The organism is Sphingobium sp. LMA1-1-1.1 (assembly GCF_040676365.1).
Classification (GTDB): domain Bacteria; phylum Pseudomonadota; class Alphaproteobacteria; order Sphingomonadales; family Sphingomonadaceae; genus Sphingobium.
This window is the reverse complement of the sequence record NZ_JBEGHS010000001.1, coordinates 1,022,208-1,047,191: the sequence shown is the minus strand read 5'-3', so window position 1 is coordinate 1,047,191 and position 24,984 is coordinate 1,022,208. Positions and strand designations below refer to the sequence as shown.

Here is a 24,984-nt window from a genome sequence, read left to right as displayed (position 1 = left end):
ACTATCAGGTGGGGCAGACCGGCAAGATCGTCGCGCCGGAAGTCTATATCGCCGTCGGCATTTCCGGGGCGATCCAGCATCTGGCGGGGATGAAGGATTCCAAGACCATCATCGCCATCAACAAGGACGAGGATGCGCCGATCTTCCAGGTGGCGGATGTCGGTCTGGTCGGCGACCTGTTCAAGGTTGTGCCGGAACTGGTCGAGAAGCTGTAAGCGCCTCGCCTTTGGGTTCAGATTGAGGGCGCGGGCCTTGGGCCCGCGCCCTTTTTTTCATTTTATTCGCAGCGGACGTCGTTCTTGTCTATGGCGCGGCCCGCCAGTGCGCCGCCTGCGCCGCCCAGGATAGTGCCCAGCGTCTTGGAACCGCCGGGGGCGATGATGTTGCCCAATACGCCGCCTGCTATGGCGCCGACTATGGTGCCGGTGGTGCCGTCGTCGCGCTTGCAATAATAGCGGCCGTCATTGTCGCGGTAGATATAGTCATTGTCGCCGATGGGCCGGCCGCCGTGATGGGGGCCGTGGCCGTAGCTGGGGCGGTCATAGCCGTAGCCGCCGCCGTCCGAGACGCAGGCCGTCAGCGGCATTGCAAGCAGCGCGGCGGCGAGTAGGGGGGTGCGCATTGTCATTTTCTCCTGTGCTTTCCCTGCTGGAGTGACAACCCGCGGGAGGGGAGGAAGTTGCGCGAAAATAGTCTGCCCGCCGCGGCGCCGAAAGGGGGAAGGCAGCCGGGCGGGCAGTGGTGCCAGCGGCGAGAGGGTATTCACCGCCGGGAGGGAATGAGGGGGTGGCCGCTCAGGGTGTGAGGGGCGCGGTGCCGGCGGTGCTGGCGGTGGGGGTGGCGAGATTGGGGCTGGTCAGCGTGGTGTCGCTAGCGCGGCGATTGTCGAGGTCGAACCTGGCCTGGTTGTAGCGGGCGACGAGGTCGTCCTTGAACTCCGTCAGCTTGCCTTCGTCATAGAGTTTCTTGCCGACATAGCCTGCGATCGCGCCAAAGATCAGGGTGCGGATCATGGGGTTGGCTCCTTGTTCCGTGGGGAATTTGCAAGGATAACCGTGGCGGCGCGGATCGGTTCCGGGGCGGTGCGGCAGAGCGGGCAGCGCCGTCGATATGAGGAGTCGGGCGGCTGTTCAGTGCGTGCCGGCGGTGCGGCGGGCGCGGCTTTCGTCGACATATTCCTGTCGGCGGGCCATGACCAGAAAGGCGGCTTCGGAACGCAGGCAGCGCTGGCGGACATTGTCCAGGGTGGCGGCGTCGGCTTCGATCCGGGCCTGGCGGGCGAGGGCGCGGAAATCGGGGCTGGCCATGGGACGCTCCTTTCAAAGTAGGGGGGCGCCGCGAACGGCGCCCCGCCTGTCAGCGGCGTCTTATGTCAGGATGCAGTGATGCTGACGCATCAGCATCCTGGCAATGCTCAGACGCCGCTCGGGCTTAACCCCGTCTTTATTCGGCGTGCTGAAGATTCACGGCCGCCATCTTGCCGCGCTTGTCCTGCTCCAGATCATAGGAGACGCGGTCCTTTTCGCGCAGGGTGGCGAGGCCGGCACGCTCGACGGCGGTGATGTGGACGAAGGCGTCCGGGGTGCCGTCATCGGGGGCGATGAAGCCATAGCCCTTGTCGGCGTTGAAGAATTTGACGGTTCCGACGATGCTCATTGGGTATTTCCTTCTTTACGTGGGCGCGTCCCGTGTGGACGGGCCTGGCGCTAGAGGGGCAGGGAAAGAAGGAAGTTTGGTGCCGCAAAGCGCCGAAAGACCGTCGATTTGCGACTGTAGCACCCCCTATATAGGGCCATGGGCGCCAAATAGCAAATCGGCGGGTGCGGCGGCCCGTTCCGGCGGGTGCGATCAGCCCGCCCGATCCAGCGCGGCGAAGCCGAAAAAGACGTCGCGGGCGCGGGCGGCGGCATGTTCATAGGGGCGGCGCTGCGCCTCCACGCGGATGGCGAGCGCTTCCTCCTCCGCCATGGTCAGGTCGCGCTCATAGGCGTCGATGTCGTAGTGGAGGTCGCTTTCGTCGCCGTCGAAGCCGGGCGGGGCGGGATAGTCGGTGCGCCAGCCGTCCCTTTCCTCATCCCACCAGATGCCGCGCAGCCGGGCGGCGGCTTCATCCGGCGGGAAGCTGGCGCGTTCGATTGGCGGGACGGCCGGAATGGGCCGAAGTTCACACCGTTCATCGAAGGGATGGAAGGGGGCCTTGCCGCCCTCGCCCAGCGCCATGCGGGCGGCGACGAACAGCGCGGCGGAGGCGCCCGGCGACAGGGCAGCGGCGGCCTGTTCGAGCGCGGGCGCTTCATCGAGGGCGTCGGGGTCGGGCAAAGCGTGCGGGGAGGGCGGGGTTGCGGGGCGATCCGCCTCCGCCTGATCTGCCTCTGTCTGATCCTGTGGGCAGAGCATGTCGAGATAGGCGGCGAAATCCTGCGCCACGACGCGGGCGAGGGCGGCGTCGGACCCCGCGGGCGGGCTGTCAGCCATGCGGTCGAGGCGGGAGAGCATCGACATGGCGAGGCGGTTGTCGTGGCGGTGGCGGGTGATTTCGCCTGCGTCCATGTCCTTGCGGATCACCTCCTCATGGCCGGTCAGTGCACGGGCGAGCAGATCATCGGCGAGGCGGGCGCGGGCGATGAGGATGGCCGCGTCCCAGCCGAGGCGAAAGGCCGCGCCGTCGCGGCGGATGCGCAGGGCATAGGCGGCGCGGGTGCTGATCTGCGCGGCTTCGCAGGCGGCGCGGATGATGCCGGTGGCGGCGAGGGTTTCGAGGAAGGCGCGCTGGCGGGCAGGGCTCCAGCCGTCGGCGCGGACTTGATCGGCGGCCGCGGGGAGGGAGGAGAAATGGTAGGACATGGCAAAGCTCCTTTTTATGGGAGGGTTTGCAACAGGAGAGGGGTTGTAGGACAGAACAAAATGGGAACATACACATGCTCTGCTGAACCCCGGAGTTCAGAAGGGGTAATCGTGATGTTACTGCGGCATCAACATCTGAAGAAAAGCTTGTGGATGTGACGAGCACGTAACGTCTTGCATTAATAGAAATACTGCTCCAGCATAGCGCTGAAAGGGAGATAAATGACCGACTTAAGTTCGCAGCCGACACCAATTCAAACGATTTATAATTGGTACAGAAATGGAACGCTGCTGGTAAATCGGCGCTATCAGCGAAAGTTGGTTTGGACAACGGCCGAGAAGCAGAAGTTGATTGATAGCATACTCCTGCAATACCCTGTCCCTTTGATTTTGCTTGCTGAACCTCAAGGGTCAGATCCAGCAGTGTACGAGATTATAGACGGCCTTCAGAGATTACATGCAATTCTTTCCTTCATCGAAAATTCGTATCCCACGTTAGACGGGCTTTTCTTTGACGTAAACGAATTTACAAGTGCAAAGGATCAGAAGGAAAAAGGCGCGTTTGTAGGTGATGATGACGGTCCGAAGTTGACACGAGAACAGGTATCGAAAATTCTCAACTATACCTTGCCAGTGTCGATAATTCGAAATGCGTCCTCGTCTGTGGTGACTGACGTGTTTAGCCGTATCAATTCCTATGGACACCTCCTCAGTGAGCAGGAGCGGCGCCAGGCCGGGCAGCTAACGGAAATTGCCCGCTTTGTGCGTGAGATAGCGTGCGAGCTAAGAGGCGACGTTTCCGTAGAAACATTGCCGCTGTTCAAAATGCCGGAAATAAGTGTAGATTTGCAGAGGAATCAAGCCGGTTACTCAGTGAAATCCGCTGATGTTTTTTGGGTGAGGCAGGGGATTTTGCGTTCAACTGATCTCCGCGATAGCATGGATGAGCAACTTGTTGCCGATTTGTCTTTGTGCATCACGGGCGGTATAGTTGAACGGTCGAAAGAAGTTTTAGACAATGCTTTTAATCTCGAAAGTGATTTCGGGAAAAGCTCTGAAGCGAGTTTGATTGCCTACGGAACTAGAAGGCTTGAGCAAGAAATTAAATACTGCATAGAGGTAATAGATAAAATTATTGAAGCTGGAGAGGCGCAATCCCTCAGCAGGTTAATATTCAAAAACGCTACTAACAACTCATTTGCTACTGTATTTTCTGCAATATTTATCGCTATTCATGAAATATCTTTTGGTGACTCGCTAGCCTTAGCTGATCCGACCAAAGCGCATAACGCGTTGAACAATGTTCAAGAGAACATGAATACGACCAGAAACGCGTTGTCCCCTGACCAACGTCGTGCGAACGTTAACCTTCTTAAAGGATTGCTAAGAGACAGCTTTGTAAAAGCTGATGTGTCTAAAATCGCGTTTGGAGGCACTCGCGAACTGGACATCGAAAACACCGTGAGGCGGTCCTCGATCGAAACGCCCTATTTCGAGATGAAGCAGGGCATCCTGAGGCTGGATGATCAGCGCGGCGTTGATGCCAATGTTATCCAGAAAGTTCTCGAAACAATTTGTGCGATCGCAAACATTGGTAGCGGTCACTCGGGAGCAGTTTTCGTTGGTGTGGCCGATAAAAAGGCAGACGCGGATCGTGTTGCAAAACTCGATGGCGTCGAGGCTACGGAGTTAGCAGGCCGTTGGATAGTTGGTGTGGAACGAGAAGCCAAATCGCTGGGAATTTCGATCGAGCGTTATTATCAAATGTGGCGTGACGGCATATCAAATTCTAATTTGTCTGAACCTCTAAAATCGGCAGTCCTCGCTAAGCTCGACCTGTGTAACTATAAAGATAAGCAGATTATAATCGCCTCGATTGATGCGCAGGAAGAGCCTAGCTTTTTAAACGAAAAGCTTTACGTCCGTGTAGGTGATCAAACGATGGAAGCGCCGGCAAACCAAGTGCTTGCTGTCGCGGCTCGATTTAAAAAGAGCTAAGATTAAACCAAGAAGGGAATTCCCTTCTTGGTTTATCACTCCGCCGCCACAGCCTCCAACCCCAGCAACGGCGCGAGATAGCGCCCGGTAAAGCTCCGGGCGTTCTTCGCTACCTTTTCGGGCGTGCCTTCGGCGACGACTTCGCCGCCCTTGACGCCGCCTTCGGGGCCCATGTCGATGATCCAGTCGGCGGTCTTGATGACATCAAGATTGTGCTCGATCACGACCACGCTGTTGCCCTGTTCGACCAGGGCGTGGAGGACTTCGAGCAGTTTGCGGACGTCTTCGAAATGGAGGCCTGTGGTGGGCTCGTCCAATATGTAGAGGGTGTTGCCGGTGGCGCGACGCGACAATTCCTTGGCGAGCTTGACGCGCTGGGCTTCGCCGCCGGACAGGGTGGTGGCCTGCTGGCCGACCTTGACATAGCCGAGGCCCACTTCGGCGAGCATCGCCATCTTGTCGCGGATGGGGGGGACGGCCTTGAAGAATTCCACCGCATCCTCGACGGTCATGTCAAGCACGTCGGCGATGGACTTGCCCTTGAACTTCACCTCCAGAGTCTCGCGATTGTAGCGGGCGCCGTGGCAGACGTCGCAGGTCACGTAGACGTCGGGGAGGAAGTGCATCTCTATCTTGAGCACGCCGTCGCCCTGGCAGGCTTCGCAGCGGCCGCCCTTGACGTTGAAGCTGAAGCGGCCGGGCTTGTAGCCGCGGGCCTGCGCCTCTGGAAGCTGCGCGAACCAGTCGCGGATGTTGGTGAAGGCGCCGGTATAGGTGGCCGGGTTGGAGCGGGGGGTGCGGCCGATGGGCGACTGGTCGATGTCGATCACCTTGTCGCAATTTTCGAGGCCGGTGACCTTGTCATGCGGGCCGGCGACGATGCGGGCGCCGTTCAGGGTGCGGGCCGAGGCGGCGTAGAGGGTGTCGATGGTGAAGCTGGACTTGCCCGATCCCGACACGCCGGTGATGCAGGTGAAGGTGCCGAGCGGGATCGACGCCGTGACATTTTGCAGGTTGTTGGCGCGGGCGTTGTGGACGGTGAGCTTCTTGCCCGAACCCTTGCGGCGGCGGGGCGGTACCTCAATGCGGCGGGTGCCGTTCAGATAGTCGGCGGTCAGGCTGTCCTTGTGCGCGAGGAGCTGGTTCAGGGTGCCCTGGGCGACGATGGTGCCGCCGTGGACGCCGGCGCCCGGCCCCATGTCGACGATATAGTCGGCGGTGCGGATCGCGTCCTCATCATGTTCCACGACGATGACGGTGTTGCCGAGGTCGCGCAGGCGCTTCAGCGTGATGAGCAGGCGGTCATTGTCCCGCTGGTGCAGGCCGATCGACGGTTCGTCGAGGACGTAGAGGACGCCCGACAGGCCGCTGCCGATCTGGGAGGCGAGGCGGATGCGCTGGGACTCGCCGCCGGACAGGGTGCCGCTGGTGCGGTCGAGGTTCAGATAGTCGAGGCCGACATTGTTGAGGAAGCCGAGGCGCTCCACGATTTCCTTGAGGATGGCGCGGGCGATCTGGTTCTGCTGGTCGTTGAGGCGGGTGGGGAGGGTGGAGAAGAAGCCGAGCGCGTCCACCACCGAGCGGCGGGTGGACATGGAGATGTCCTCTCCCGCGATCTTCACCGCCAGCGCCTCGGGCTTGAGGCGGGCGCCGTGGCAGGTCTCGCACGGCATGGCGGTCTGATATTTGCTGAGCTCCTCCCGCATCCAGGCGGATTCGGTCTGGAGGAGGCGGCGGTTGAGGTTGCCGATGACGCCCTCGAACGCTTTCTTGACCTCATAGCTCTTGCGGCCGTCGACGAAGCGCAGGGTGACCGGCTTGCCGCCGGTGCCGTGGAGGATGATGAGCTTCACCTCCCCCGGAAGGTCGGCCCAGGGGGTGTCGAGGGAGAAGCCGAACTCCTTCGCCAGGGAGCCGAGAACCTGCATGTAATAGGGGCTGGGCGGGTTGGACTTGGCCCAGGGGACGATGGCGCCCTTCTTGAGGCTGAGGGCTTCGTTGGGGACGACGAGTTCGGGGTCGAATTCCTGCCGCTCGCCCAGGCCGTCGCAGGCGGGGCAGGCGCCCTGGGGGGCGTTGAAGGAGAAGAGGCGCGGTTCGATCTCGGCTATGGTGAAGCCGCTGACGGGGCAGGCGAACTTCTCGCTGAAGACGATGCGGTTGGCGGGGATGCCGGCGCCCTTGAGGTTGCCGGTGGATTCGGCCTCCTCCTCACGGCCGGGGACGACGCCGTCCGCCAGGTCGACATAGGCGAGGCCGTCGGCGAGTTTCAGCGCCTGTTCGAAGCTGTCGGCAAGGCGCGTGGCCATGTCTTCGCTGACGGCGAGGCGGTCGACCACCACTTCGATGTCATGCTTGTACTTCTTGTCGAGGGCGGGGGCGTCCTCGATCGCGTAGAGTTCGCCGTCGATGCGCACGCGGGTGAAGCCGGCCTTCTGCCATTCGGCCAGTTCCTTGCGATATTCGCCCTTGCGGCCGCGCACCACGGGGGCGAGCAGGTAGAAGCGCGCGCCATCGGGCAACTGCATCACGCGATCGACCATCTGGCTGACCGTCTGGGCGCTGATGGGGAGGCCGGTGGCGGGCGAATAGGGAATGCCGACGCGCGCCCAGAGCAGGCGCATATAGTCGTAGATCTCCGTCACCGTGGCGACCGTCGAGCGCGGGTTGCGGCTGGTCGTCTTCTGCTCGATGGAAATGGCGGGGGAGAGGCCGTCAATATGTTCGACGTCCGGCTTCTGCATCATCTCCAGGAACTGGCGCGCATAGGCGGAGAGGGATTCGACATAGCGGCGCTGACCCTCGGCATAGATGGTGTCGAAGGCGAGGGAGGACTTGCCTGAGCCGGAAAGGCCGGTGATGACGATCAGGCTGTCGCGCGGCAGGTCGACGTCGACGCCCTTGAGATTATGCTCGCGCGCGCCGCGGACGCTTATGGTGGTCAGCATTCGGGAAACCTCTGCCGAGGGGTGATGGGATTCATGGGGCGTGTTGTTCCAGATTTGTTCTTGGGAGGCAAGGGCCGGTCGGGCGCAAGATAGGGACTGTGCGGCGAAAGGAAAAGGCAGCGGCTTTGCTCCCGCGCCTTGCCGGGTTAAAGGGCGGGGATGAGCGGGATTTCGGTTCGGATGCGATATGGCGTGCTGGGCGTGGCGATGGCGCTGGCGGCCTGTGGCGGGGGCGTGCGGTATCGGCCCGTGAGCGACGTGCCGGTGCGGGTGGGAAAGCCCTATAGCGTCAGGGGCGTGACCTATGTGCCTGCCGCCGATCCGGTCTATGATTATCTGGGCTATGCGAGCTGGTATGGCGGCGAGAGCGGGAACCAGACCGCGAGCGGCGAGCGTTTCCGACCGAGGGCGGTGACGGCGGCGCATGTGACGCTGCCCCTGCCAAGCTATGTCGAGGTGACGGCGCTGGACACGGGGCGGACGATCCTGGTGCGGATCAACGATCGCGGACCCTTTGCCGGGCGGGGGCGGATCATCGACCTGTCGCGCGGCGCGGCGGAACAACTGGGGATCAGGGCCACCGGCCATGCACCGGTCAGGGTGCGCGTGGTGGAGCCGCCGGAAAAGGACCGCAGGAAGCTGCGCGAGGGCAAGGAGGCGCCCGAGCGCCCCGTCGTCGACGCGCGGACGCTGGCCAAGCTGCGCGCCCAGCTGGCGGCGTCGGGGCAATGATGTCGTTCGTGGAAGAATGTCGTCGGTTTGTCTCCGGCGGATGTTGCCGGGCGGCGCCGATGCGCGGATCATCGAATGGCAAAAACGGTGGTTGCGCCTTCGCGATATGGTGGCGTCCAACATGGTGACGATCCGGCAGGCGACGATCCGCTAAGGATCGAAGCCATCCGCGTCCGAGCATTTGACAGAAATCCCGGAGAGCCCGACAGCTTCCTGGATGCACCCCCGGCCGTTCCCTTGCGCCGGGGGTGCTTTCTTATGTGCGTCATTCTTTGGCTCCTGGTAATTTTACGTTACGGAATGGCTGTTTTCCTGACGTAAAATTGTCGTTCGTCCGCGCCAGACTGCATTTGGTCGAGAAGAGCGTCGTTGGCCGACCCGCCTGGCCGCCGGTCGAAAGCGAAAAGCGACGCATTCGCAAAAGGCCTACACGGATGAAGTGCGAAGACAGGGACAATGATCTGTTCGTTCTGGGATCTCTTCATTCAGGGATCTGGTTGTTCAGGCCGCTCTTCTCTTCGCCTGAGGCTTGCCGAGCGCGTGGCGCGAGGGGGCCGGGAAAAGCATTAGAGTCGAGGAGACAATTGCCATGATCGCCTTCAAGTTCGCCCCCGCCTTCGCCGCCATCGTCGCCCTGGGTGCGGCCGGCGCGGCATCCGCCACCGAATTCCAGTCCAACGGGAAGACTGTCGAGGTCAACTATCATGATCTGGACCTGTCCAGCGCGAAGGGACAGAATATGCTGAAGGGCCGCATCTGGCGGGCCGCCTGGAAGGTGTGCGCGGATGGCGCGACCTCTGCCGAAATGAAGAAATGCCAGTCGGTCGCCGCGGCGCATGTGCGCAGCTCGGTCGAACTGGCGGTCGCCAAGGCCCAGAGCGGCGAGCGCTATGCCGATATGAACAAGGAAAAGCCGGTCGGCCTGGGCAACTGAGTTTTTCCAGTCGATCCTGAAGAAGGCCCGGTGGATGCCGGGCCTTTTTTCGTTTCCGGATCAGAGCGTTTTTACTGGAACGGCGATCTGATTGAATCAGATCGCCGTTCTGGATTCTTTGTTTTCCGTGATTTCCTGACCAGCGATCGATTCCGATCGCTTGGAAATCCTAGCGCCCGGCCATGGCGCGGGCGTTGGTGAGATAGGTGCGGCCGATGCGGATTTCGCCGCCGTCGGCGAGGCAGGCCGACCAGACGCCGCTGCCGTCATGGCGAAGCCGGGAGATATGGTCGCGGCGGACGATGTGCGAGCGGTGCAGGCGGACGAATTGCTGCGGGTCCAGCCGGTTTTCCAGCGAACTGATCGTCTGGTGCAGAAGGTAGCTGTTGGCCCCGACATGCAGCCGCATATAGTCCCGCTCCGCCTCTATCCGGTCGATCTGGGCCGCGCCGATGCGGATCAGTTCGGAGCGGTGCGGCACCCAGAATTCCTCCGCCCATTCCGGTTCCTCCTTCGCGCTGGTGGCGGGGGAGGGCGCGGCGCGGTTGCCCAGCGCCTGTTCGACGCGATCGATGGCGCGCGACAGGCGTTCATGCGCGACCGGCTTCAGCAGATAGTCCACGGCGGCGAGGTCGAACGCCTCCACCGCGAAACCTTCGAACGCGGTGACGAAGATCACCGCCGGGCAGAGGCCCATGCGCGAGGTAGCCCGCGCCACGCCGATGCCGTCGAGCAGCGGCATGGCGATGTCCAGCATCACCAGGTCCGGTTCCAGCCCCTCGATCAGGCGCAGCGCCGCTTCGCCATCGCTGGCGGTGCCGACCAGCGCGATGCGCGGTTCACGGGCGCAGAGCATCTGCAGGCGTTCCACCGCCAGCGGTTCGTCGTCGACGATGAGAGTCCTGATGGTCATGTCAGATGCTCCGTCGGATGATGGGCAGGGTGAGGTCCACGGTGAAGCCGCCGCCGTTGCGCGGACCATAGTCGATGCGGCCCTCTTCACCGAAGCGGGCAATCAGGCGGTCGCGCACATTGGCAAGGCCGATGCCGCTGCCCGCATCGGCGCCGCTTGGCGGCTTGTCGCCATTGTCGGTGACGCTGAGGTGAAGCATGCCCTCCTCCTCCCGCGCGGCGATGGTGATGGTGACCGGGCTGGACGTGCGCGACACCCCGTATTTTATGGCGTTTTCCACCAGCGGCTGGAGGATCAGGCCGGGGACGCAGGCGCCCAGCAGCCGGTGCGGGATCTGGATACTGGTCGACAGGCGATCGGGAAAGCGCACGGATTCGATGTCGAGATAGAGTTTCTGGAGGTGCACCTCCTCCTCCAGCGAGACATCGTCCAGCGGGTCGCCCGTCAGGCTGGTGCGGTAGAAATTGGAGAGGGAGAGGATCATCTGTTCCGCCTCGTCCCGCCGGTCCTTCATGACGAGGGAAGAGAGCGAGTTCAGCGTGTTGAACAGGAAATGGGGGTTCACCTGATAGCGCAGCGAGCGCAGTTCCGCCTGCTGGGCGGCGCGTTCCAGCCGGGCGGCGCGGCGTTCCACCCGATGGGCTTCGCTGGCATAGGACAAGGCGAGATAGAGGCCGGCCCAGGCAGCGAGGAAGAAATAGCGGCTGATCGCGTCCTCCACGATCTGCATCAGGGCAAATCCCTGTTCGCTGGCATATTTCTGATAATCGCTATCGGGGATGAGCGAGACCGGGTCGTAGATGTTGAAGACGTAGAAATTGGCGGCCGCCGTGGCCAGCGCGAAGGGCGCGGCGAGCGAGAAGGCGGCGATGATGCGCGTCGCCAGCGGCTGGCGGTCGAACCGCCGCAAGCAGAGATAGAGGATCCAGGTGACGACGATGCCGATCACCGTCACCACCGCGCGGCGGGCGGCCATGGCTCCCTGCGCCTCGAACCCCATGACGGAGGCGCGCAGCGTCACCAGCATCGCGTAGAAGAACCAGAAACCCAGTATCGAATAAAGCGCGACCGTCGGCGGCACGCCCGGCTCGCCGTCTTCATTTTTTATGTTCATGGCCGCAGTCTAGGCGAGGGCGCGGCGTCTGTCGCCCCTTCGCGCCGAAGCTGGTCGAAAGCTTCCATGCGTTGGTCGATGGAGGCGGCCGGCGGAACCCGCCCTTGCCGCCGTCCGTTTCCTGTTTCGGAAGGTGTTCGCGACCGCTTTGGCCTTTTTCAGCGCGGCGCGACCATGAGGAGAGCATGATGAACGACAAGACCGATATCAGGCCCAACAGCCGCGAGGAAGCGCATGACAAGCGGTCCACCGATGCGCAGGACCACGCCGTGACGACCGAGGAGAAGCTGGACGAGGGATTGATGGACAGCATGGATGCGTCCGATCCGCCATCGGCCACGGCGCCTGGCGATCATGGCGATCCGGTCCCTTCTTCCGGCTTTCCCGAAGGCAAGGACAAGAAGGACGAGCGATAGACGGCCCGGCAAATCGTGATATGATCGGTTGGAGGGGTGGCCTCGTCGCTGCCCCCGCAGGTGAGAGGAGCCAATTCATATGCCGACTTCCGCCACTCCCGCGATCGAACGCATTGCCCGCGTGCTGGCCGGGCGCCAGCTCAGCCTGAATGGCGAGGGCAAGGATCCGCACGCGGCGAGCGCAGTCGATGCCAGTTGGCAGGACCATATCGACGATGCCTATGCGATCCTCCACACGCTGCGCGAGCCTGATGCGCAAATGGCGCAGGCGGGTGACGTGACCGTGTGGCGCAGCATGATCGGCGCGGTCCTGGAGCGCCGCGCCGGATAGCGGGCGGTCAGGGCCTGCTCCCTGCGGCGCATTAAGGCGCTGGCTGCGCGAGGCCGGGTCACTGCTGGCCAGGGCGTGTTATTCGATTGAGCGCATTCATAAAAATTACATGTTGCGCCGCACAAGAAAAAATGATTCCCTGTACCTGTCGGCAGAACCGGCGCTTAAGCTTGCAGTAACCATATGGGGCGCATGTTCTGCTTACGACTTGAAGTCGGAGGGCAAAGACATGGGCACGAGTGCAAGACCTGCGGACGGGGCGATCACCCTGGCCGAGTTGCGTGAATTCGCCAGTTTCCCGGCCGCCACGCAGCGCTATATTCGACGATCGCTGGACATTGGGCTGCATCGGCGCGACGCCATGAAGCTATGGTCGCGCGACATGGTGGAGGAAGCCAGCATTCGCGCCCAGGCACGGATCTATGGACGGCTGGACGAGATCAAGGCGCGGGTGCCCGACGACAGCGGCCTGGACCAGATGGAGCCGTTCATGGCGCCGCTGGTGACGGTTTCCGCCTTCGACCTGGGGCAGGACCGGCTGTGCAGCTTCTCTGCCTATCGCTTCCTTTATGAGCGCCTGCTGGGAGCGGGTTCGCGGCCATGGCTGCCGGGAGCCTTCTGTGCGGCGGCCAGCCTGCCGCATCTGCATCCCGAAAAGCGCCGGGCGCTGCTCCAGTCGATCAGCGAGGCGGCGGCGACGGCGGTCGGATGGTCGAACAGGGAGCCGACCTTCTATCCCGAATGGGTCGAGAAGGTGGATTTGAGCAAGGCGAACTGAGCAAGCTTGACCGGCCCATCCGGGGGGAGGGGCCGTGGCGATGCGGCGATGACGGCGCGGCGGAGGAGGTCCGGCGCGCCGTTGGCTTTTTGAGCGCGTGAAGGCAGCTAGAGCGATTTCCAAGCGATCGGAACCCGCTCTGGAGGCTTGATCCAGGTCTAGATTATCGCAATCGACTTCGCGTCTGAACCATGTCTTATTGCGGTCCGCAGGCATCAGTCTGTGTGCGACCCAACTGAAGCCCCGCCTTCCTTCGCAAGGAGCGGGGCTCCTTTGCCTCTGGGAAAGGGAAATCGGGTCAGCGGCGGGTTTCGAAGGTGGAAGTGGCGCGCGGCTGCCGGAGCCGGACGGGCGTTCCCAGTTCGCGTTTCAGCATTGCCAGCATCCAGTTGCGGTGGCGGTCGATGAATTCGGGGAATGTGTCGGGCTGCGCGGGATCGAACCGGGGCACATCCCAGTCCGACGCGATTTCCTGATAGGGCTGGATGGTCTGGCCCGCCCCATCGTCCGGCAGGTCGACATGGCTGCCGAAATAGCTGTTTCGCCGGAAGCGGATCGATTCGGCCGGGGCGAAGCCGGCCCTGATCAGATAGTCGGGGCCGCTGCGTCCGTTTTCGCTGCCGTAGCGGGCGGTGCCCGCCACCCTGAAGACGTTGCGCGCGAAGCGCACCTTCCGCGCCCAGCCTTCCCACTGGGTGGCGACGATCATCTGCACGTCCATCGCCGGGCCGACATGGATGACGTTTCTTTCGATCCGGGCGTCCGACACATTGCCGGAAAGCTGGAAGATGCGGGTGCCGTCGTTGCGGCTGACGTTGAAGCGCGCCAGCGTGCCGCGATTGCCCAGATTGTCCTTGTCATTGGGCCGGGGCGAACAGATCAGCAGGAATCCGCCGGCATTGTCGTGGCTGTAATTGTAGAGGAAGGTCGTCCGGCGCGAGTTGAAGTCGGAATCGAAACCCTGGCCGTCATAGCGGGTGCGCGTATGCGCGGCCTCGTTGAGCTGGATCAGGCTGTTGTCGGTGCTCCATTGCCAGATGCCGGCATTGTAGCCGGGGGCGCGGCTGCCGGCGGCGAGGACGATATTATGTTCGATCAGCGCGCCGTCGGTGCCGCGCGGGACGATGCCGTCGCCGCCAATATCATCCAGATAATTGTCGCGGATCACCACCTTCCTGCTGGGGAACCAGTCAAGGGAGGACACGCGGTCGCTGATCCCGGCGATGCCGGATCGGTCGACGCGCCACAGGATGTTCCGTTCGATCGCCAGATCGTCGAAGCGGGTGGCGACCTGCCGGCCGGTGGCGCGGAAGAGGATGCCGCCATTGTCCTTGCGGTCGTTGGTGCCGCGGACATCGTGGACATAATTGTCGCTGATGCGGATGCCTCGCGTCACGCCGCGATTTTCGGCGCGCACCAATATGCCGATGCGGGGCGCCGGGGAGGGCGCGTCGTTGGTGGCTTCCAGGCCGCTGATCGTGACATGATCGGCGTCGATCACGCCGATGGCATATTCGGCAACGCCGCCCGCATCGATGCGTGGCCGGGGACCGGCGCCGGTCGCACCGACGATGATGGGTGATCCCGCCTTGCCCGAGCGGGCGATCGTCAGCGGTTCTTGCCAGACCGAGCCGGCGGTCAGCAGCACGCGGTCGCCGGGCTGGAGCGGCCAGCCATTGACCCGCGCCAGGGACCGCCACGCCCTGTCGCCCGCCGTGCCGTCCGCCCGGTCGTCGCCCATGCGGGAATCGACATAATAGGTTTCGGCCCGGGCCACATCGACAAGGGCGGCGGCCATCGATGCGGCGGGGAACAGGAGCGCTGGAGCAAGGAGCCGGAAGGGCTTTGGCAAGAGGTCTGTCTTTCGCGGCATGACGGTCGTGTTCCAGCCTGATGGATGGCCGCTGAACGGTCAATGAAGAGATGGCGGCCCCCGGAAAAGTCGCGCCGGCAGGGAAAATAGCGGCGGAAAGCCCCTTGAACTGCTGGCTGGGGCGCCTAGATTGGGCTGGTCACTCTCCCCCCTTGAGTGACACCTCCCTGAACCTTGGCCCCGCCGTGCAGCTCTGCTCCGGCGGGGTTTTCTTTTGCCCGCCGCCCGGCATGTGGGCAAAAGATTACAGGCAATTAAATTGAACAATTCGGCGGGGGCGTCGAAGGAGGGGCATGGCTTGGGAAAGGCGCCCTTTATGGAAGGCGGGCTAGAGACAGTTTATCATAGCTGCCGCGCCGAATTGTTGCGCTTCCTGGTCGCGCGCACCGGCAGCGGGCCCGAGGCGGAGGATATACTGCAGGACATGTGGCTGCGGATCGGCGAGGGCAGGAGCGGCCCCGTCGCCAATGGACGCGCCTATCTCTATCGGATTGCGCAGAATCTCGTGCTCGACCGCCTGCGGGAGGCGCGACGGCGGGGCGCCCGCGAGCAGAGCTGGATGGAAGTGGCGTCGGGCGTCGACCTGCGCGGTCCCGATCCCGCCGATCCCCGCGCCGATGCGCTGGCGCAGATAAGCGAAAGGGAGGAGGTGGCGCGCCTTGCCTCCGCCATCGCCAACCTGCCCGCTGGCGCCCGCCGCGCTTTCCAGTTGCACAAGCTGGAGGGGTTGTCGCATGACGAGGTGGCGCAGCGGCTGGGCATCAGCAAGAGCGGGGTCGAAAAGCATATGGCGGTGGCGATGAAATATTTGCGCCGCGCATTGTCCGAGGACTGAGGCCAGGCTGACCCGGTGACGTTATAGCGGGGAACGGCGCATGTGCGGGGGGCTGCGCAGCGACTGGACAGGTTTGATGGGACCGGCTTTGGACGATGAGACGATCCTCGACCAGGCGATTGCCTGGCACCGCGCGCAGGATGACGCGGATTTCGACTGGGACGGCTTCACGCTGTGGCTGGAGGCGGATCCCGCACATCGCACCGCGTTCGATTCGATCGCATTGATCGACGCAAGGATCGCCGATCATCGCGCCACCCTGGCCGCGCTGATGCCGTCAATGGAGGCGCCGTCGATGGACGCGCCGTCGATGGGCATGTCCGTCCCGCCGGTCGCGATGCGGGCGCCCCGCCGCCGCCGCTGGATCGGTGGCGGGATCGCTGCGGCGCTGGCGCTGGCGGTCGGCATTCCTTTCTTTCGTCCCTCTATGCCGCCGCCGGTCGATTATCGCACCGGGCCGGGGCAGGCGCGCACCATCATGCTGAAGGACGGTTCCCGCATCGCGCTGGCCGCCGCCAGCCATTTGCGCGTGGCGGGCGCGGCGCAGGACAGGCTGGCGCTGGAGGGCAGCGCCCTGTTCGACATTCCCCATCGCCCGGACAGGACCATGACGATCGATGCAGGCGGGCAGCGGATCAGCGATATCGGCACGCGATTCGACATATTGGCCGACGCCCGCATGATGCGGGTCGCCGTTGCCGAAGGAAGGATCAGCGTCGCGCCGCGTGACGGCGGCGATACGGTCGAACTGCCGGCCGGGCGGCAGTTGCTGGTCGACCGGGTGACGCGCCGGGGAACGACCGCCGCCATATCCCCCGGAACGGTCGGAAGCTGGCAGCAGGGACGGCTGGTCTATGAAGGCGTGCCGCTCTCTCTGGTCGCGTCCGATCTCAGCCGCTATGCAGGGATGCCTGTGAAGGCTGGGGCCGATGTTGCCGACCGGCCATTTTCCGGTGTGTTGATCGTGGGGGACGGTTCGGGCCTTGTCGGTGAAGTCGCGCAGTTCATGGACCTCAGGATCGTGCATAAGGGCGGTATTGTGTTGCTGCGCGCTGGCGCCCGGTAGCGCCTGGGCGCAGGAAGAACGGCCAATCCATATCGAATCCGCGCCGCTGGCCGATGCGCTGGCGGACCTGTCGCGCCAGACGGGGATAGCGATCGGCTTCGAAGGGCGGCTGCCCGCGCGCCGGTCGCACCGCGTCGACGGGCGGTTGACGGTGGAGCAGGCGCTGGCGCGGTTGCTGGCGGGAACGGGGCTGGAAGCGCGGCGACTGTCCCCGACCGCCTATCGGCTGGTGCGCGCCGCGCCCGTCGCGCCGCTCCCGCCTGTCCGGTCGGCCTCCGCACCGCCGCCGCAGGGAATGGCGGACATCATCGTCACCGGCGCGAAGCGGGAGGAACCGCTTGCGCGCCTGCCGATCTCCGTCGCGGTGGTGCAGGCGCCAGGCGATCAGGGCGGCACGCTGCTTTCCGGCACGCAGGAAGTGGCGCAGCGGCTGGATGGGCTGACGCTCACCAATCTGGGGCCGGGGCGCAACCGCCAGTTCATCCGCGGCGTGGCGGACAGTCCGTTCAACGGCAACAGCCAGTCGACCGTCGCCATCCTGATCAACGATGCCCGCGCCACCTATAACGCGCCCGATCCCGACCTGCGGCTGGTCGATGTCGAGAGGGTGGAACTGCTGAAAGGGCCGCAGGGGTCGCTTTACGGCAGCGGGACGCTGGGCGGCGTCTATCATATCGTCACCCGCCCGCCCGATGCCGGGACGTTCGCGGGACAGGCGGGGTTGGAGGCATCGCTTGCCACCCATGGCGAAATGGGCGGCAGCGCGGAGGCGATGATCAACCTGCCGGTGGTGACCGACCGGCTGGCGGTGCGCGCCGTGGGCTATGCGGCGCGCGAGCCGGGCTGGATCGACACGGCGGGCCGCGGCGATTCGAACCGCAGCGAGGTGCGCGGCGCCCGGCTGGCGGTGCGCGCCCTGGCGGGCGACTGGACTGTCGACCTGAACGGCATGTTCCAGTTGCAGGATGTCGCGGACAGCCAATATGTCTATGCCCGCCATGCGCTGACGCGGCCGGACCAGGTGGCCGAGCCGCATGACAACGACTTCGCCCTTGCCTCGCTGCGCGTGGCGGGAAAGCTGGGCGACATGGATCTGGTCTATGCCGGCAACTGGGTCGACCACGACGTGTCGAGCACGCTGAACGCCAGCGACCTTTCCCAGGCCGCCTTCGGCGTTGCGCCGCCCTCTCTCTATTTGGAGCAACGGCGCAATCGGCTGTTCGATCAGGAAGTGCGCCTGTCGGGCCAGCGGGACGACGGCCTGTCCTGGCTGGCGGGCCTGTCCTTCATGGATGTGCGCAACCATTTTTCGGGCGTGATCGAGGGTGCGCGGGACAGGACGGTCGCCACCGGTATTCAGGGCGTGGCCGAATTCGCCGCCTTTGGCGACATGCGCGTGCCGCTGACCCCGGCCCTGTCGCTCAGCGTCGGCGGGCGGCTGTTCCTTTCCCGGCTGGAGGCGGAGCAGGGCGGCCGCCGCACGCGGGTGGAGGTGTCGGTGACCCGCAGCGGCTTCACCCCGTCGCTGGCGCTGTCCTGGCAGGCGGGCGCGCGCGACTTCCTTTATCTGCGCTATGCCGGGGCGCGGCGGCCAGGCGGGCTGACGCAGACCAGCGCGAGGTCGGCCGAACGGTTCGAATCCGACGAGTTGCAGACATTCGAAACGGGGTGGCGGCATACGGCCTCGCCATCGCTGACGGTCAATGCCGACGCCTTCCTGATGACATGGTCGCACATGCAGTCCGACTATCTGCTGACGGACGGGCTGATCGGCACGCGCAATGTCGGCGACGCGCGCATCTACGGGATCGAGGCATCGATCGACTGGAAAGCGGCTTCGGCCTGGGCGATCAGCGCCGGGCTGGTGGGGCAGAGCGCGCTGCTGACCCGGACCAGCGCCGGCCTGCGGGTGGACGACCGGCATCTGCCCGTCATTCCCGACTGGAAGGCGCGGCTGGGGATAAGCCGTGATCTTGGCCTGCTGGGGTGGAGAGGCAGCATGGGCGCGCATGTCAGCTATCTCAGCCCATCGCACCTCAGTTTCGATCCCGGCCTGGACAGGCGGATGGGCGACTACGCGCTTGCCGATGCCGATCTGACGCTGCGTCGGGGTGGATGGAGCGTGCGGCTGTCAGGCAGCAACCTGTTCGATTGCAAGGCGGACAGCTTTGCCTTCGGCAATCCCTTTACGCTGGACAGGGGGCCGCAATATACCCCGCTGCGACCGCGGCAGTGGACGGTCGGGTTCACGAAAAACTGGTGACCGGCCGCCGGCCGAGGGCATAGGTGGCGGTATAGCCGACATGGTCGGACAGCATGGTGCCGTCCGGCCCATGGCCGAAGGGGATGTCGATCCGGCGCAGCGTCAGCGTCGTCCGCTGGCCCGGCGCGAAAAACTCCCAGTCGCGGGCGCGCTGCTGCGACAGGCGGGCGTCGGCGGAAAAGGGGAGGTGCAGCGCCGCCGCCGCGGCATAGGCGTTGTTCATGGGGGCGCCGAAGCTCCAGTCCCGCGCCGCATGGTCGGTCAGGTCGATGCGCCGTCCGCTGGTCTGGCCGGCATTGAAATCGCCGCCGACGATCAGCGGGTCGCGCGGGTCGTGCCATTGGCGGATGAAGGCGGTGAGGCTGGCGATCTGAAGGCTGTGCGCTTCGTTGGAGCGGGCGTCCGACACGTCGGAGGCGCGGCGGCTGTTGAGATGGGTGGTGACGACATCGACCGGTTCGGCCTGGCCGGGCAGGCTGACCCGCACCAGCATCGCGCCCTTGTTCGCTAGGCAGTCGAACCCCGCGCAGGCGAAGCGCGGAAAGGCCATGCGGTGGACCGCGACGATCGGATAATCGGACAGGATCTGAAGCCCGCTGCCGACATATTTGCCGACGCCCTCGCCATGGGTCCAGCTTTCGTCGGCGGCGAAGCGCTGCTGCGCGCCGACCGGGGTGGCGCCGTTGGTCGCCCGGTCGTCCGGTCCGTCCGCGACATAGGGATAGCCTGCCGCCCGCCCGATCGCTTTCGCATCGTCGGTGAACGCCTCCTGCAGCAGCACGATATGGGGATTGCGCCCGGCGGCCCGCATGTCGCGCAGCGTTGCCGCGATGCGGTCGAAATCGGCCGGACGACCCCAGGCCAGCGGCCAGGGCAGGCCGTGGATATTATAGGTCATGACCGACAGCGTGCCGTCGAAATGCACAGCTTCCGTCCGGGGCGCCGCGCCGCGCGTGTTTGCGGAAGGGGCCGCCGCGACGAGGGCGGCGGCGGCGATCATCGGCACGGTCCATGTTAAAATGCGCACAGCCTGTTCTCCTGTGGCGCGATGACGGCGTCGGCGCGGCGGCACCGCAGTTGTCGTGCCACATTAAAAAATATTCCTGCTCGGGCTGCGGTGTCCCGTGGCGGTGGCGTCATCGAGACAAGACCGAAAGGCAGATATGGCGACAATTGTCACAGTGAAGTCATCACCCGGCATCATAGGGCGTTCGATCGGCGCAGGTGTTCGGGGGGCGTGAACCTGTCATGAAACGGCTTCTTCTATCCATTCATGATGTCGGCCCGCGATTCGAGGGTGAAGTCGACCGGTTGCTGGACCGGCTGTCGCTTCACGCCGCGCCGGACACACTGGCGATGCTGGTGGTGCCCAATCATTGGGGCGCGCATCCGCTGCTGCCCGGATCGCCCTTTGCGACGCGGCTGCGCCGCTGGGCGGAGGCGGGGGTCAGCATGTTCGCCCATGGCTGGTTCCACAAGGACATGGCGACCCATGACGATGCGATCGCGCGATTCAAGGCAAGGCACATGACCGCCGGTGAGGGCGAGTTCCTGGGGTTGGATAGGGTGACGGCGGCGCGGCGCATGGCCGAGGGCCGGGACCTGATCGAACAGGTCACGGGCGTAGCGGTCACAGGCTTCGTGGCGCCGGCCTGGCTATATGGCGCACCCGCGCGCGAGGCGCTGGGCCAGAGCGGATTTGCGCTGGCGGAGGACCATATGAGGGTGTGGCATCCGCCGTCGGGCAGGATATTGGCGCGCGGGCCGGTCATCACCTGGGCCAGCCGCAGCCGGGCGCGGATCGCATCGTCGCTGTTGGCGGCGCGCCTGTTGCCGCCGGTCCTGCGCCATGCGCCGGTCGCGCGGGTGGCGGTGCATCCGGGCGATGCCCATGTGCCGGCCCTGCTGGAGAGCATCGACCGGGTGGTGCGGCGGCTGGCACGCACGCACCGGCCCGCCCGTTACGGCGACCTGCTGGCGGGATGAGATGCGGATCCTGACTTTCCTCCACAGTTTCGAGCCCGGCGGGGTCGAACGGGTCGCGCTGAGGCTGGTGCGCCGCTGGCGGGAGCAGGGCGTCGATGCGCCGCTGTTCCTGGGGCGCGGCGAGGGCGCGATGCGGGGCGAGACCGGCGAGGGACTGGACCCCCATGTGCCGCGCGGTCCCGGATTTTCCGTCGCGGCCTTCGAGACGCTGTGGATGATCATGACCCTGCCAGGGTTCATCCGCCGGACGAAGCCCGATGTCCTGTTCTGCGCGGGCAACAGCTATGCCGTGGTCGCCGTGGCGATGAAGCTGTTGCTGGGGCGCGCCTGTCCGCCGGTGCTGGCGAAGATCAGCAACGACCTGGAAAGGCACGACATGATCTGGCCCGCGCGCATCGCCTATCGGTTGTGGCTGCGCATCCAGGGCCGGTTCATCGATCATTTCATTGCCATGGCGCCGGGGCTGGAGCGGGAGATCACAGCGCTTGTCCGTCCGGGCGCCGGTGCGATCAGCGTCATTCCCGATCCGGCCCTGTCGATCGACCAGATCGAGCGTTTGCGCGCCGTCCGCAGGGCAGGCGAGGGCAGCGGTCGCCGCTTCGTCGCCATCGGCCGTCTGGCGCGGCAGAAGAATTTCGCGCTGATGCTGGCCGCCTTTGCACGGGCGGCAGGGGCCGAGGACCAGTTGCTGATCTTTGGCGAAGGGCCGGAGCGGGGCAGGCTTGCCGCCTGCGCCCGGCGGCTGGGTATTGCCGACAGGGTGATGTTCATGGGCCATGTCGCCGACCCCGCGCTGCAGACCGGCGGGGCCGCCGCGTTCCTGCTGTCGTCCGACTATGAAGGCGTGCCCGCCGTGCTGCTGGAGGCGCTGGCCGTGGGCCTGCCGGTGATCGCGACCGAATGCAGCGCGGCGATGCGATCGCTGCTGGAGGACGGGGCGCTGGGCCAGCTTGTGCCGCCGGGCGACCTTGCCGCCTTTTCCGCCGCCCTTGCGCAAGCGCCCATGCCGCAGGACGCCGCCGCCAGCCTGGCGCAGGCGCGGCGGTTCACGCTGGAAGCGGCATCGGCCGCCTATCTCGACTGTTTCGCCGGAATTTCCGCGCGGCCGACTGAGGTTCGCCGCGGCGCACGACGTCACTCCATCCCGTCCACAATGACGAGCCCCCTATGACCGGCAACAGCACCACCGGCCTTCTTCCTCCCTCCGCCGTGCCGATCGACCAGGCAATGCTGGACCCCAAGCCGCTGATACAGTCGGGCCGCAACTGGACCCGCTGGGCCGGGCCGCTGGTGTCGGTGCTGATCCTGGTCGTGGCGCTCCACCAGTTTCACGGGCTGGATCCCGCCAGCCTGTGGGCGATGGTGCCGGGCAGCATCGCCTTCTGGGCGGCCTTTGCGCTTTATTACCTGGCCGGTCCGCTGTCGGAATGGGTGATTTTCCGCCGCCTCTGGGCGATCCCGGCCGAAGGTTTCGCCGCGTTGCTGCGCAAGCTGGTGAGCAATGAGATCCTGCTGGGTTATCTGGGCGAGGTCTATTTCTACGCCTGGGCGCGGCGCAGCGCGAAGATCACCACCGCGCCCTTTGGCGCGATCAAGGACGTGACCATCCTGTCCGCGCTGGTCGGCAATGGCGTCACGCTGGTCATGGTCGCCTTTGCCGTGCCGCTGCTGGGTGCTGTGGATGCGCGGCTCAACAGTTGGGAAGTCGGCGGGTCGATCCTGTTCGTGCTGGCGACGTCGCTGGTGGCGATGCTGCTGCGCAAGCGGCTCTTCACCCTGCCGCGCGCTGAATTGTGGGTGGTGGCGGGCATCCATTTGCTGCGCATCATCGCGACCACGGTGCTGGCCGCGATGATGTGGCACATGTTGCTGCCGGACATTCCGCTGAGCTGGTGGATCCTGCTGGGCACGCTGCGTCAGCTTGTGTCGCGCCTGCCCTTCCTGCCCAACAAGGATGTGGTGTTCGCCGGCATGGCCGCCTTCCTGATCGGACGTGACAATGAGATCGTGTCGGCCATGGCGCTGATGGCGTCGCTCATCCTGGCGGCGCACCTGCTGGTCGGCATGGCACTGGGCGTGACCGGCCTCATGAAAGAGGGACGGGCGCAGTGATCGCGATGCTGATGCTCGCCGCGGCCATCCCGTCCAGCCCGGATTTGGGCAAGGCGGAGGGCCGGTGCCGCGCGAGCGAGAATGGCCCGGCCTTCCTGGTCGAGGTCAAGGGCCTGAAGGATCGCAAGGGTCGGCTGAAGCTGGAACTCTACCCCGCCAACGACACGGATTTCCTGGCGGACGACAATGTGCTGGTGGCGGCGGGCAAGCCGTTTCGCAGGGTCGAGGAGGCGGTGCCGGCCGCCGGGCCGGTGCAGCTTTGCATCCGCGCGCCGGGCCCCGGCACCTATGCGCTCAGCCTGTTGCACGATCGCGACGCCAATCGCCGCTTCTCGATTTCGGTCGACGGCATCGGTTTTGCCGGCAATCCCAAGCTGGGCTGGTCCAAGCCGTCGGCCGCCGCCGCGAGCGCGACGGTGGGCAGCGGACCTGAGCACATCGTCATCATCGTCAATTATCGCCGGGGACTCTTTTCCTTCGGCCCGATCAAGGAATAGGTCATGCGCATCGTGGATGTCTGCGCTTTCTACGCGCCCAGCGGCGGCGGCGTGAAGACCTATGTCGAACGCAAGCTGCGCGCAGGGGCGATGGCCGGCCATGAGGTCATCATCCTGGCTCCGTCGGACAGCGACCAGGTGGTGGAAGCGGGGGGCGGCAGGATCGTCATGCTGCCCGCGCGGCGCTTTCCGCTCGACCGGCGCTATTCCTATTTCGACGATGAAGCCTCGCTCCACGCCATGCTGGACCGGTTGCAACCCGATCTGGTCGAGGCATCCTCCCCCTGGTCCAGCGCGGCGATGGTGGCGCGCTGGCGGGGCGATGCGCCCCGTGCGCTGATCATGCATGCCGATCCGTTGTCGGCCTATGCCTATCGCTGGTTCGGATCGGTGCTGAGCCGCGAGGCGATCGATCGCGGGTTCGACTGGTTCTGGCGCCATCTGCGCCGGCTGGACCAGCAGTTCGACCTGGTGGTCAGCGCCAGCGACAGCCTGTCCCAGCGGCTGGAGGCCGGCCGGCTGCGGCGGGTGATGACCCTGCCCATGGGCGTCGAACCGGGCTATTTCAGCCCGGCGCATCGCAATGAAGGACTGCGCGCGCGCCTGTTGGAGCGTTGCGGCCTTGGGCCGGAGGCGACGCTGCTGCTGGGGGTGGGCCGTCATGCGCCGGAAAAGCGCTGGCCCATGGTGATCGATGCGGTGGCGTCGGCGGGCTTTTCGACGCCGGTCGGCCTGGTGCTGGTCGGCGACGGCCGGGAAAGGGCGCGGGTGCGCCGGGCGTCGGCCAATAATCCGCATATCCAGTTGCTGGCGCCGATGCATGCGCGACCGGCGCTTGCCGAACTGCTCGCCAGCGCCGACGCGCTGGTCCATGGCTGCGAGGCGGAGACATTCTGCATGGTGGCGGCCGAAGCGCGCGCCAGCGGCCTGCCCGTCATCGTGCCCGACGAGGGCGGTGCGTCCGACCAGGCGCGCAGTGGCGGAGGGTTGCTCTATCGCGCCGGGCAGGCCGACAGCCTGGCCGCGGCCATCGTCGATTTCGCGCAGGCTGATGCTGTGGCGCGGCGCCGGACGGCGCTGGCGTCGGCTTCGGCGGTCATGACCATGGACGATCATTTCGACCGGCTGTTCGCGGTCTATGACGACATGACCAGGGAACGGCGCCATGTTGCTTGACCGGCCTATTGCCCACCCCATGCGCCCGCGCCGCCGCCTGAGCCTTCCTGTCTTCCGCAGGCGGCCGCCCGACGCGGGACAGGCCCATTCCTGTGGTCTGCGCCATCGTTCCACCTGCGAAAGCTGGTCCTTGATGACCGCCATTCTCTGGTGGCTGTTGCGTTCCGA

General features: G+C 65.0%; 25 protein-coding genes. 15 read left to right on the top strand and 10 right to left on the bottom strand.

Translation table 11 applies throughout. The features are described 5' to 3' along the window. Window positions 1-215: electron transfer flavoprotein subunit alpha/FixB family protein (locus tag MRBLMA1_RS05100; protein WP_363735347.1), on the top strand; the 215-nt coding region annotated here is incomplete at its 5' end. Window positions 216-277: 62 nt separating this feature from the next. On the opposite strand, the gene MRBLMA1_RS05095 is transcribed toward MRBLMA1_RS05100, so the two are convergent. From MRBLMA1_RS05095 to MRBLMA1_RS05075, 5 genes are all read right to left on the bottom strand, one after another. Then, window positions 278-622 carry a glycine zipper 2TM domain-containing protein gene (locus tag MRBLMA1_RS05095; protein WP_363735346.1) on the bottom strand — a complete coding sequence of 115 codons (345 nt, stop codon included), beginning with the start codon at window positions 620-622 and terminating at the stop codon, window positions 278-280. 172 nt (window positions 623-794) lie between these two features. After that, window positions 795-1,013 carry a hypothetical protein gene (locus MRBLMA1_RS05090; protein WP_363735345.1) on the bottom strand — a complete coding sequence of 73 codons (219 nt, stop codon included), beginning with the start codon at window positions 1,011-1,013 and terminating at the stop codon, window positions 795-797. A 117-nt stretch (window positions 1,014-1,130) separates the two neighbouring features. Then, entirely contained in the window at window positions 1,131-1,307 is a 177-nt protein-coding gene (locus MRBLMA1_RS05085) for a hypothetical protein (protein WP_363735344.1), read from the bottom strand. 136 nt (window positions 1,308-1,443) lie between these two features. Beyond that, window positions 1,444-1,656: a cold-shock protein gene (locus tag MRBLMA1_RS05080; RefSeq protein ID WP_363735342.1), complete on the bottom strand. Its 213-nt coding sequence runs from the start codon at window positions 1,654-1,656 to the stop codon at window positions 1,444-1,446. Window positions 1,657-1,848: 192 nt separating this feature from the next. Continuing rightward, window positions 1,849-2,844, bottom strand: a complete 996-nt coding sequence (locus MRBLMA1_RS05075; protein ID WP_363735340.1) for a hypothetical protein — start codon at window positions 2,842-2,844, stop codon at window positions 1,849-1,851. A 222-nt stretch (window positions 2,845-3,066) separates the two neighbouring features. Here MRBLMA1_RS05075 and MRBLMA1_RS05070 point away from each other — a divergent pair, with 222 nt between their 5' ends. Beyond that, window positions 3,067-4,842 (top strand): DUF262 domain-containing protein, encoded by a 1,776-nt coding sequence (locus MRBLMA1_RS05070; RefSeq protein ID WP_363735339.1) that lies wholly within the window; start codon window positions 3,067-3,069, stop codon window positions 4,840-4,842. Window positions 4,843-4,877: 35 nt separating this feature from the next. Here MRBLMA1_RS05070 and uvrA read toward each other — a convergent pair whose 3' ends face one another. Then, on the bottom strand, window positions 4,878-7,790 hold the full coding sequence (gene uvrA / locus MRBLMA1_RS05065; RefSeq protein ID WP_363735337.1) for an excinuclease ABC subunit UvrA: 2,913 nt from the start codon (window positions 7,788-7,790) through the stop codon (window positions 4,878-4,880). 159 nt (window positions 7,791-7,949) lie between these two features. On the opposite strand from uvrA, the gene MRBLMA1_RS05060 reads away from it, so the two are divergent. Both MRBLMA1_RS05060 and MRBLMA1_RS05055 read left to right on the top strand, forming a co-directional pair. Next, window positions 7,950-8,522, top strand: a complete 573-nt coding sequence (locus MRBLMA1_RS05060; RefSeq protein ID WP_363735336.1) for a septal ring lytic transglycosylase RlpA family protein — start codon at window positions 7,950-7,952, stop codon at window positions 8,520-8,522. Window positions 8,523-9,111: 589 nt separating this feature from the next. Further along, window positions 9,112-9,456, top strand: a complete 345-nt coding sequence (locus tag MRBLMA1_RS05055; RefSeq protein ID WP_363735335.1) for a UrcA family protein — start codon at window positions 9,112-9,114, stop codon at window positions 9,454-9,456. A 169-nt stretch (window positions 9,457-9,625) separates the two neighbouring features. On the opposite strand, the gene MRBLMA1_RS05050 is transcribed toward MRBLMA1_RS05055, so the two are convergent. Next, window positions 9,626-10,369, bottom strand: a complete 744-nt coding sequence (locus MRBLMA1_RS05050; protein ID WP_363735334.1) for a LytR/AlgR family response regulator transcription factor — start codon at window positions 10,367-10,369, stop codon at window positions 9,626-9,628. Window position 10,370: 1 nt separating this feature from the next. After that, window positions 10,371-11,483, bottom strand: a complete 1,113-nt coding sequence (locus MRBLMA1_RS05045; RefSeq protein ID WP_363735331.1) for a sensor histidine kinase — start codon at window positions 11,481-11,483, stop codon at window positions 10,371-10,373. 185 nt (window positions 11,484-11,668) lie between these two features. On the opposite strand from MRBLMA1_RS05045, the gene MRBLMA1_RS05040 reads away from it, so the two are divergent. The 3 genes from MRBLMA1_RS05040 to MRBLMA1_RS05030 all read left to right on the top strand — a co-directional run bounded on the left by MRBLMA1_RS05040 (window position 11,669) and on the right by MRBLMA1_RS05030 (window position 13,008). After that, the gene (locus MRBLMA1_RS05040; RefSeq protein ID WP_363735329.1) at window positions 11,669-11,899 is read left to right on the top strand and encodes a hypothetical protein; all 231 of its coding nucleotides are present in this window, start codon (window positions 11,669-11,671) and stop codon (window positions 11,897-11,899) included. A gap of 79 nt (window positions 11,900-11,978) precedes the next feature. After that, window positions 11,979-12,230 (top strand): hypothetical protein, encoded by a 252-nt coding sequence (locus tag MRBLMA1_RS05035; RefSeq protein ID WP_133651660.1) that lies wholly within the window; start codon window positions 11,979-11,981, stop codon window positions 12,228-12,230. A gap of 229 nt (window positions 12,231-12,459) precedes the next feature. After that, the gene (locus MRBLMA1_RS05030) at window positions 12,460-13,008 is read left to right on the top strand and encodes a hypothetical protein (RefSeq protein ID WP_133651661.1); all 549 of its coding nucleotides are present in this window, start codon (window positions 12,460-12,462) and stop codon (window positions 13,006-13,008) included. A gap of 298 nt (window positions 13,009-13,306) precedes the next feature. On the opposite strand, the gene MRBLMA1_RS05025 is transcribed toward MRBLMA1_RS05030, so the two are convergent. Further along, window positions 13,307-14,860: a right-handed parallel beta-helix repeat-containing protein gene (locus MRBLMA1_RS05025; protein ID WP_363735328.1), complete on the bottom strand. Its 1,554-nt coding sequence runs from the start codon at window positions 14,858-14,860 to the stop codon at window positions 13,307-13,309. Between the two features lie 337 nt (window positions 14,861-15,197). Here MRBLMA1_RS05025 and MRBLMA1_RS05020 point away from each other — a divergent pair, with 337 nt between their 5' ends. The 3 genes from MRBLMA1_RS05020 to MRBLMA1_RS05010 all read left to right on the top strand — a co-directional run bounded on the left by MRBLMA1_RS05020 (window position 15,198) and on the right by MRBLMA1_RS05010 (window position 19,045). Next, window positions 15,198-15,716, top strand: a complete 519-nt coding sequence (locus tag MRBLMA1_RS05020; protein WP_363735326.1) for an RNA polymerase sigma factor — start codon at window positions 15,198-15,200, stop codon at window positions 15,714-15,716. A gap of 76 nt (window positions 15,717-15,792) precedes the next feature. Then, a complete protein-coding gene (locus MRBLMA1_RS05015; RefSeq protein WP_363735324.1) occupies window positions 15,793-16,782 on the top strand; it encodes a FecR family protein in 990 nt (329 codons plus the stop codon). Then, window positions 16,754-19,045, top strand: coding sequence for a TonB-dependent receptor (locus tag MRBLMA1_RS05010; RefSeq protein ID WP_363735322.1), 2,292 nt, complete (start codon window positions 16,754-16,756; stop codon window positions 19,043-19,045). Before MRBLMA1_RS05015 ends, MRBLMA1_RS05010 begins: the two co-directional genes overlap by 29 nt. On the opposite strand, the gene MRBLMA1_RS05005 is transcribed toward MRBLMA1_RS05010, so the two are convergent. Next, entirely contained in the window at window positions 19,029-20,072 is a 1,044-nt protein-coding gene (locus tag MRBLMA1_RS05005) for an endonuclease/exonuclease/phosphatase family protein (protein WP_363735321.1), read from the bottom strand. The genes MRBLMA1_RS05010 and MRBLMA1_RS05005 overlap by 17 nt on opposite strands. Window positions 20,073-20,293: 221 nt before the next feature. On the opposite strand from MRBLMA1_RS05005, the gene MRBLMA1_RS05000 reads away from it, so the two are divergent. Genes MRBLMA1_RS05000 through MRBLMA1_RS04980 form a run of 5 tightly spaced genes read left to right on the top strand, consistent with a single transcriptional unit; the run spans window position 20,294 to window position 24,816 of the window. Beyond that, complete coding sequence (locus tag MRBLMA1_RS05000; RefSeq protein WP_363735320.1) at window positions 20,294-21,031, top strand: polysaccharide deacetylase family protein; 738 nt, start codon at window positions 20,294-20,296, stop codon at window positions 21,029-21,031. Between the two features lies 1 nt (window position 21,032). After that, window positions 21,033-22,202: a glycosyltransferase gene (locus tag MRBLMA1_RS04995; RefSeq protein WP_363735319.1), complete on the top strand. Its 1,170-nt coding sequence runs from the start codon at window positions 21,033-21,035 to the stop codon at window positions 22,200-22,202. After that, window positions 22,199-23,143, top strand: a complete 945-nt coding sequence (locus tag MRBLMA1_RS04990; RefSeq protein ID WP_363735317.1) for a hypothetical protein — start codon at window positions 22,199-22,201, stop codon at window positions 23,141-23,143. The genes MRBLMA1_RS04995 and MRBLMA1_RS04990 overlap by 4 nt, the downstream gene beginning before the upstream one ends. Window positions 23,144-23,148: 5 nt before the next feature. Continuing rightward, window positions 23,149-23,640, top strand: coding sequence for a DUF2141 domain-containing protein (locus MRBLMA1_RS04985; protein WP_363735427.1), 492 nt, complete (start codon window positions 23,149-23,151; stop codon window positions 23,638-23,640). 3 nt (window positions 23,641-23,643) lie between these two features. Then, window positions 23,644-24,816 (top strand): glycosyltransferase, encoded by a 1,173-nt coding sequence (locus MRBLMA1_RS04980; RefSeq protein WP_363735316.1) that lies wholly within the window; start codon window positions 23,644-23,646, stop codon window positions 24,814-24,816. Window positions 24,817-24,984: the final 168 nt, after the last annotated feature.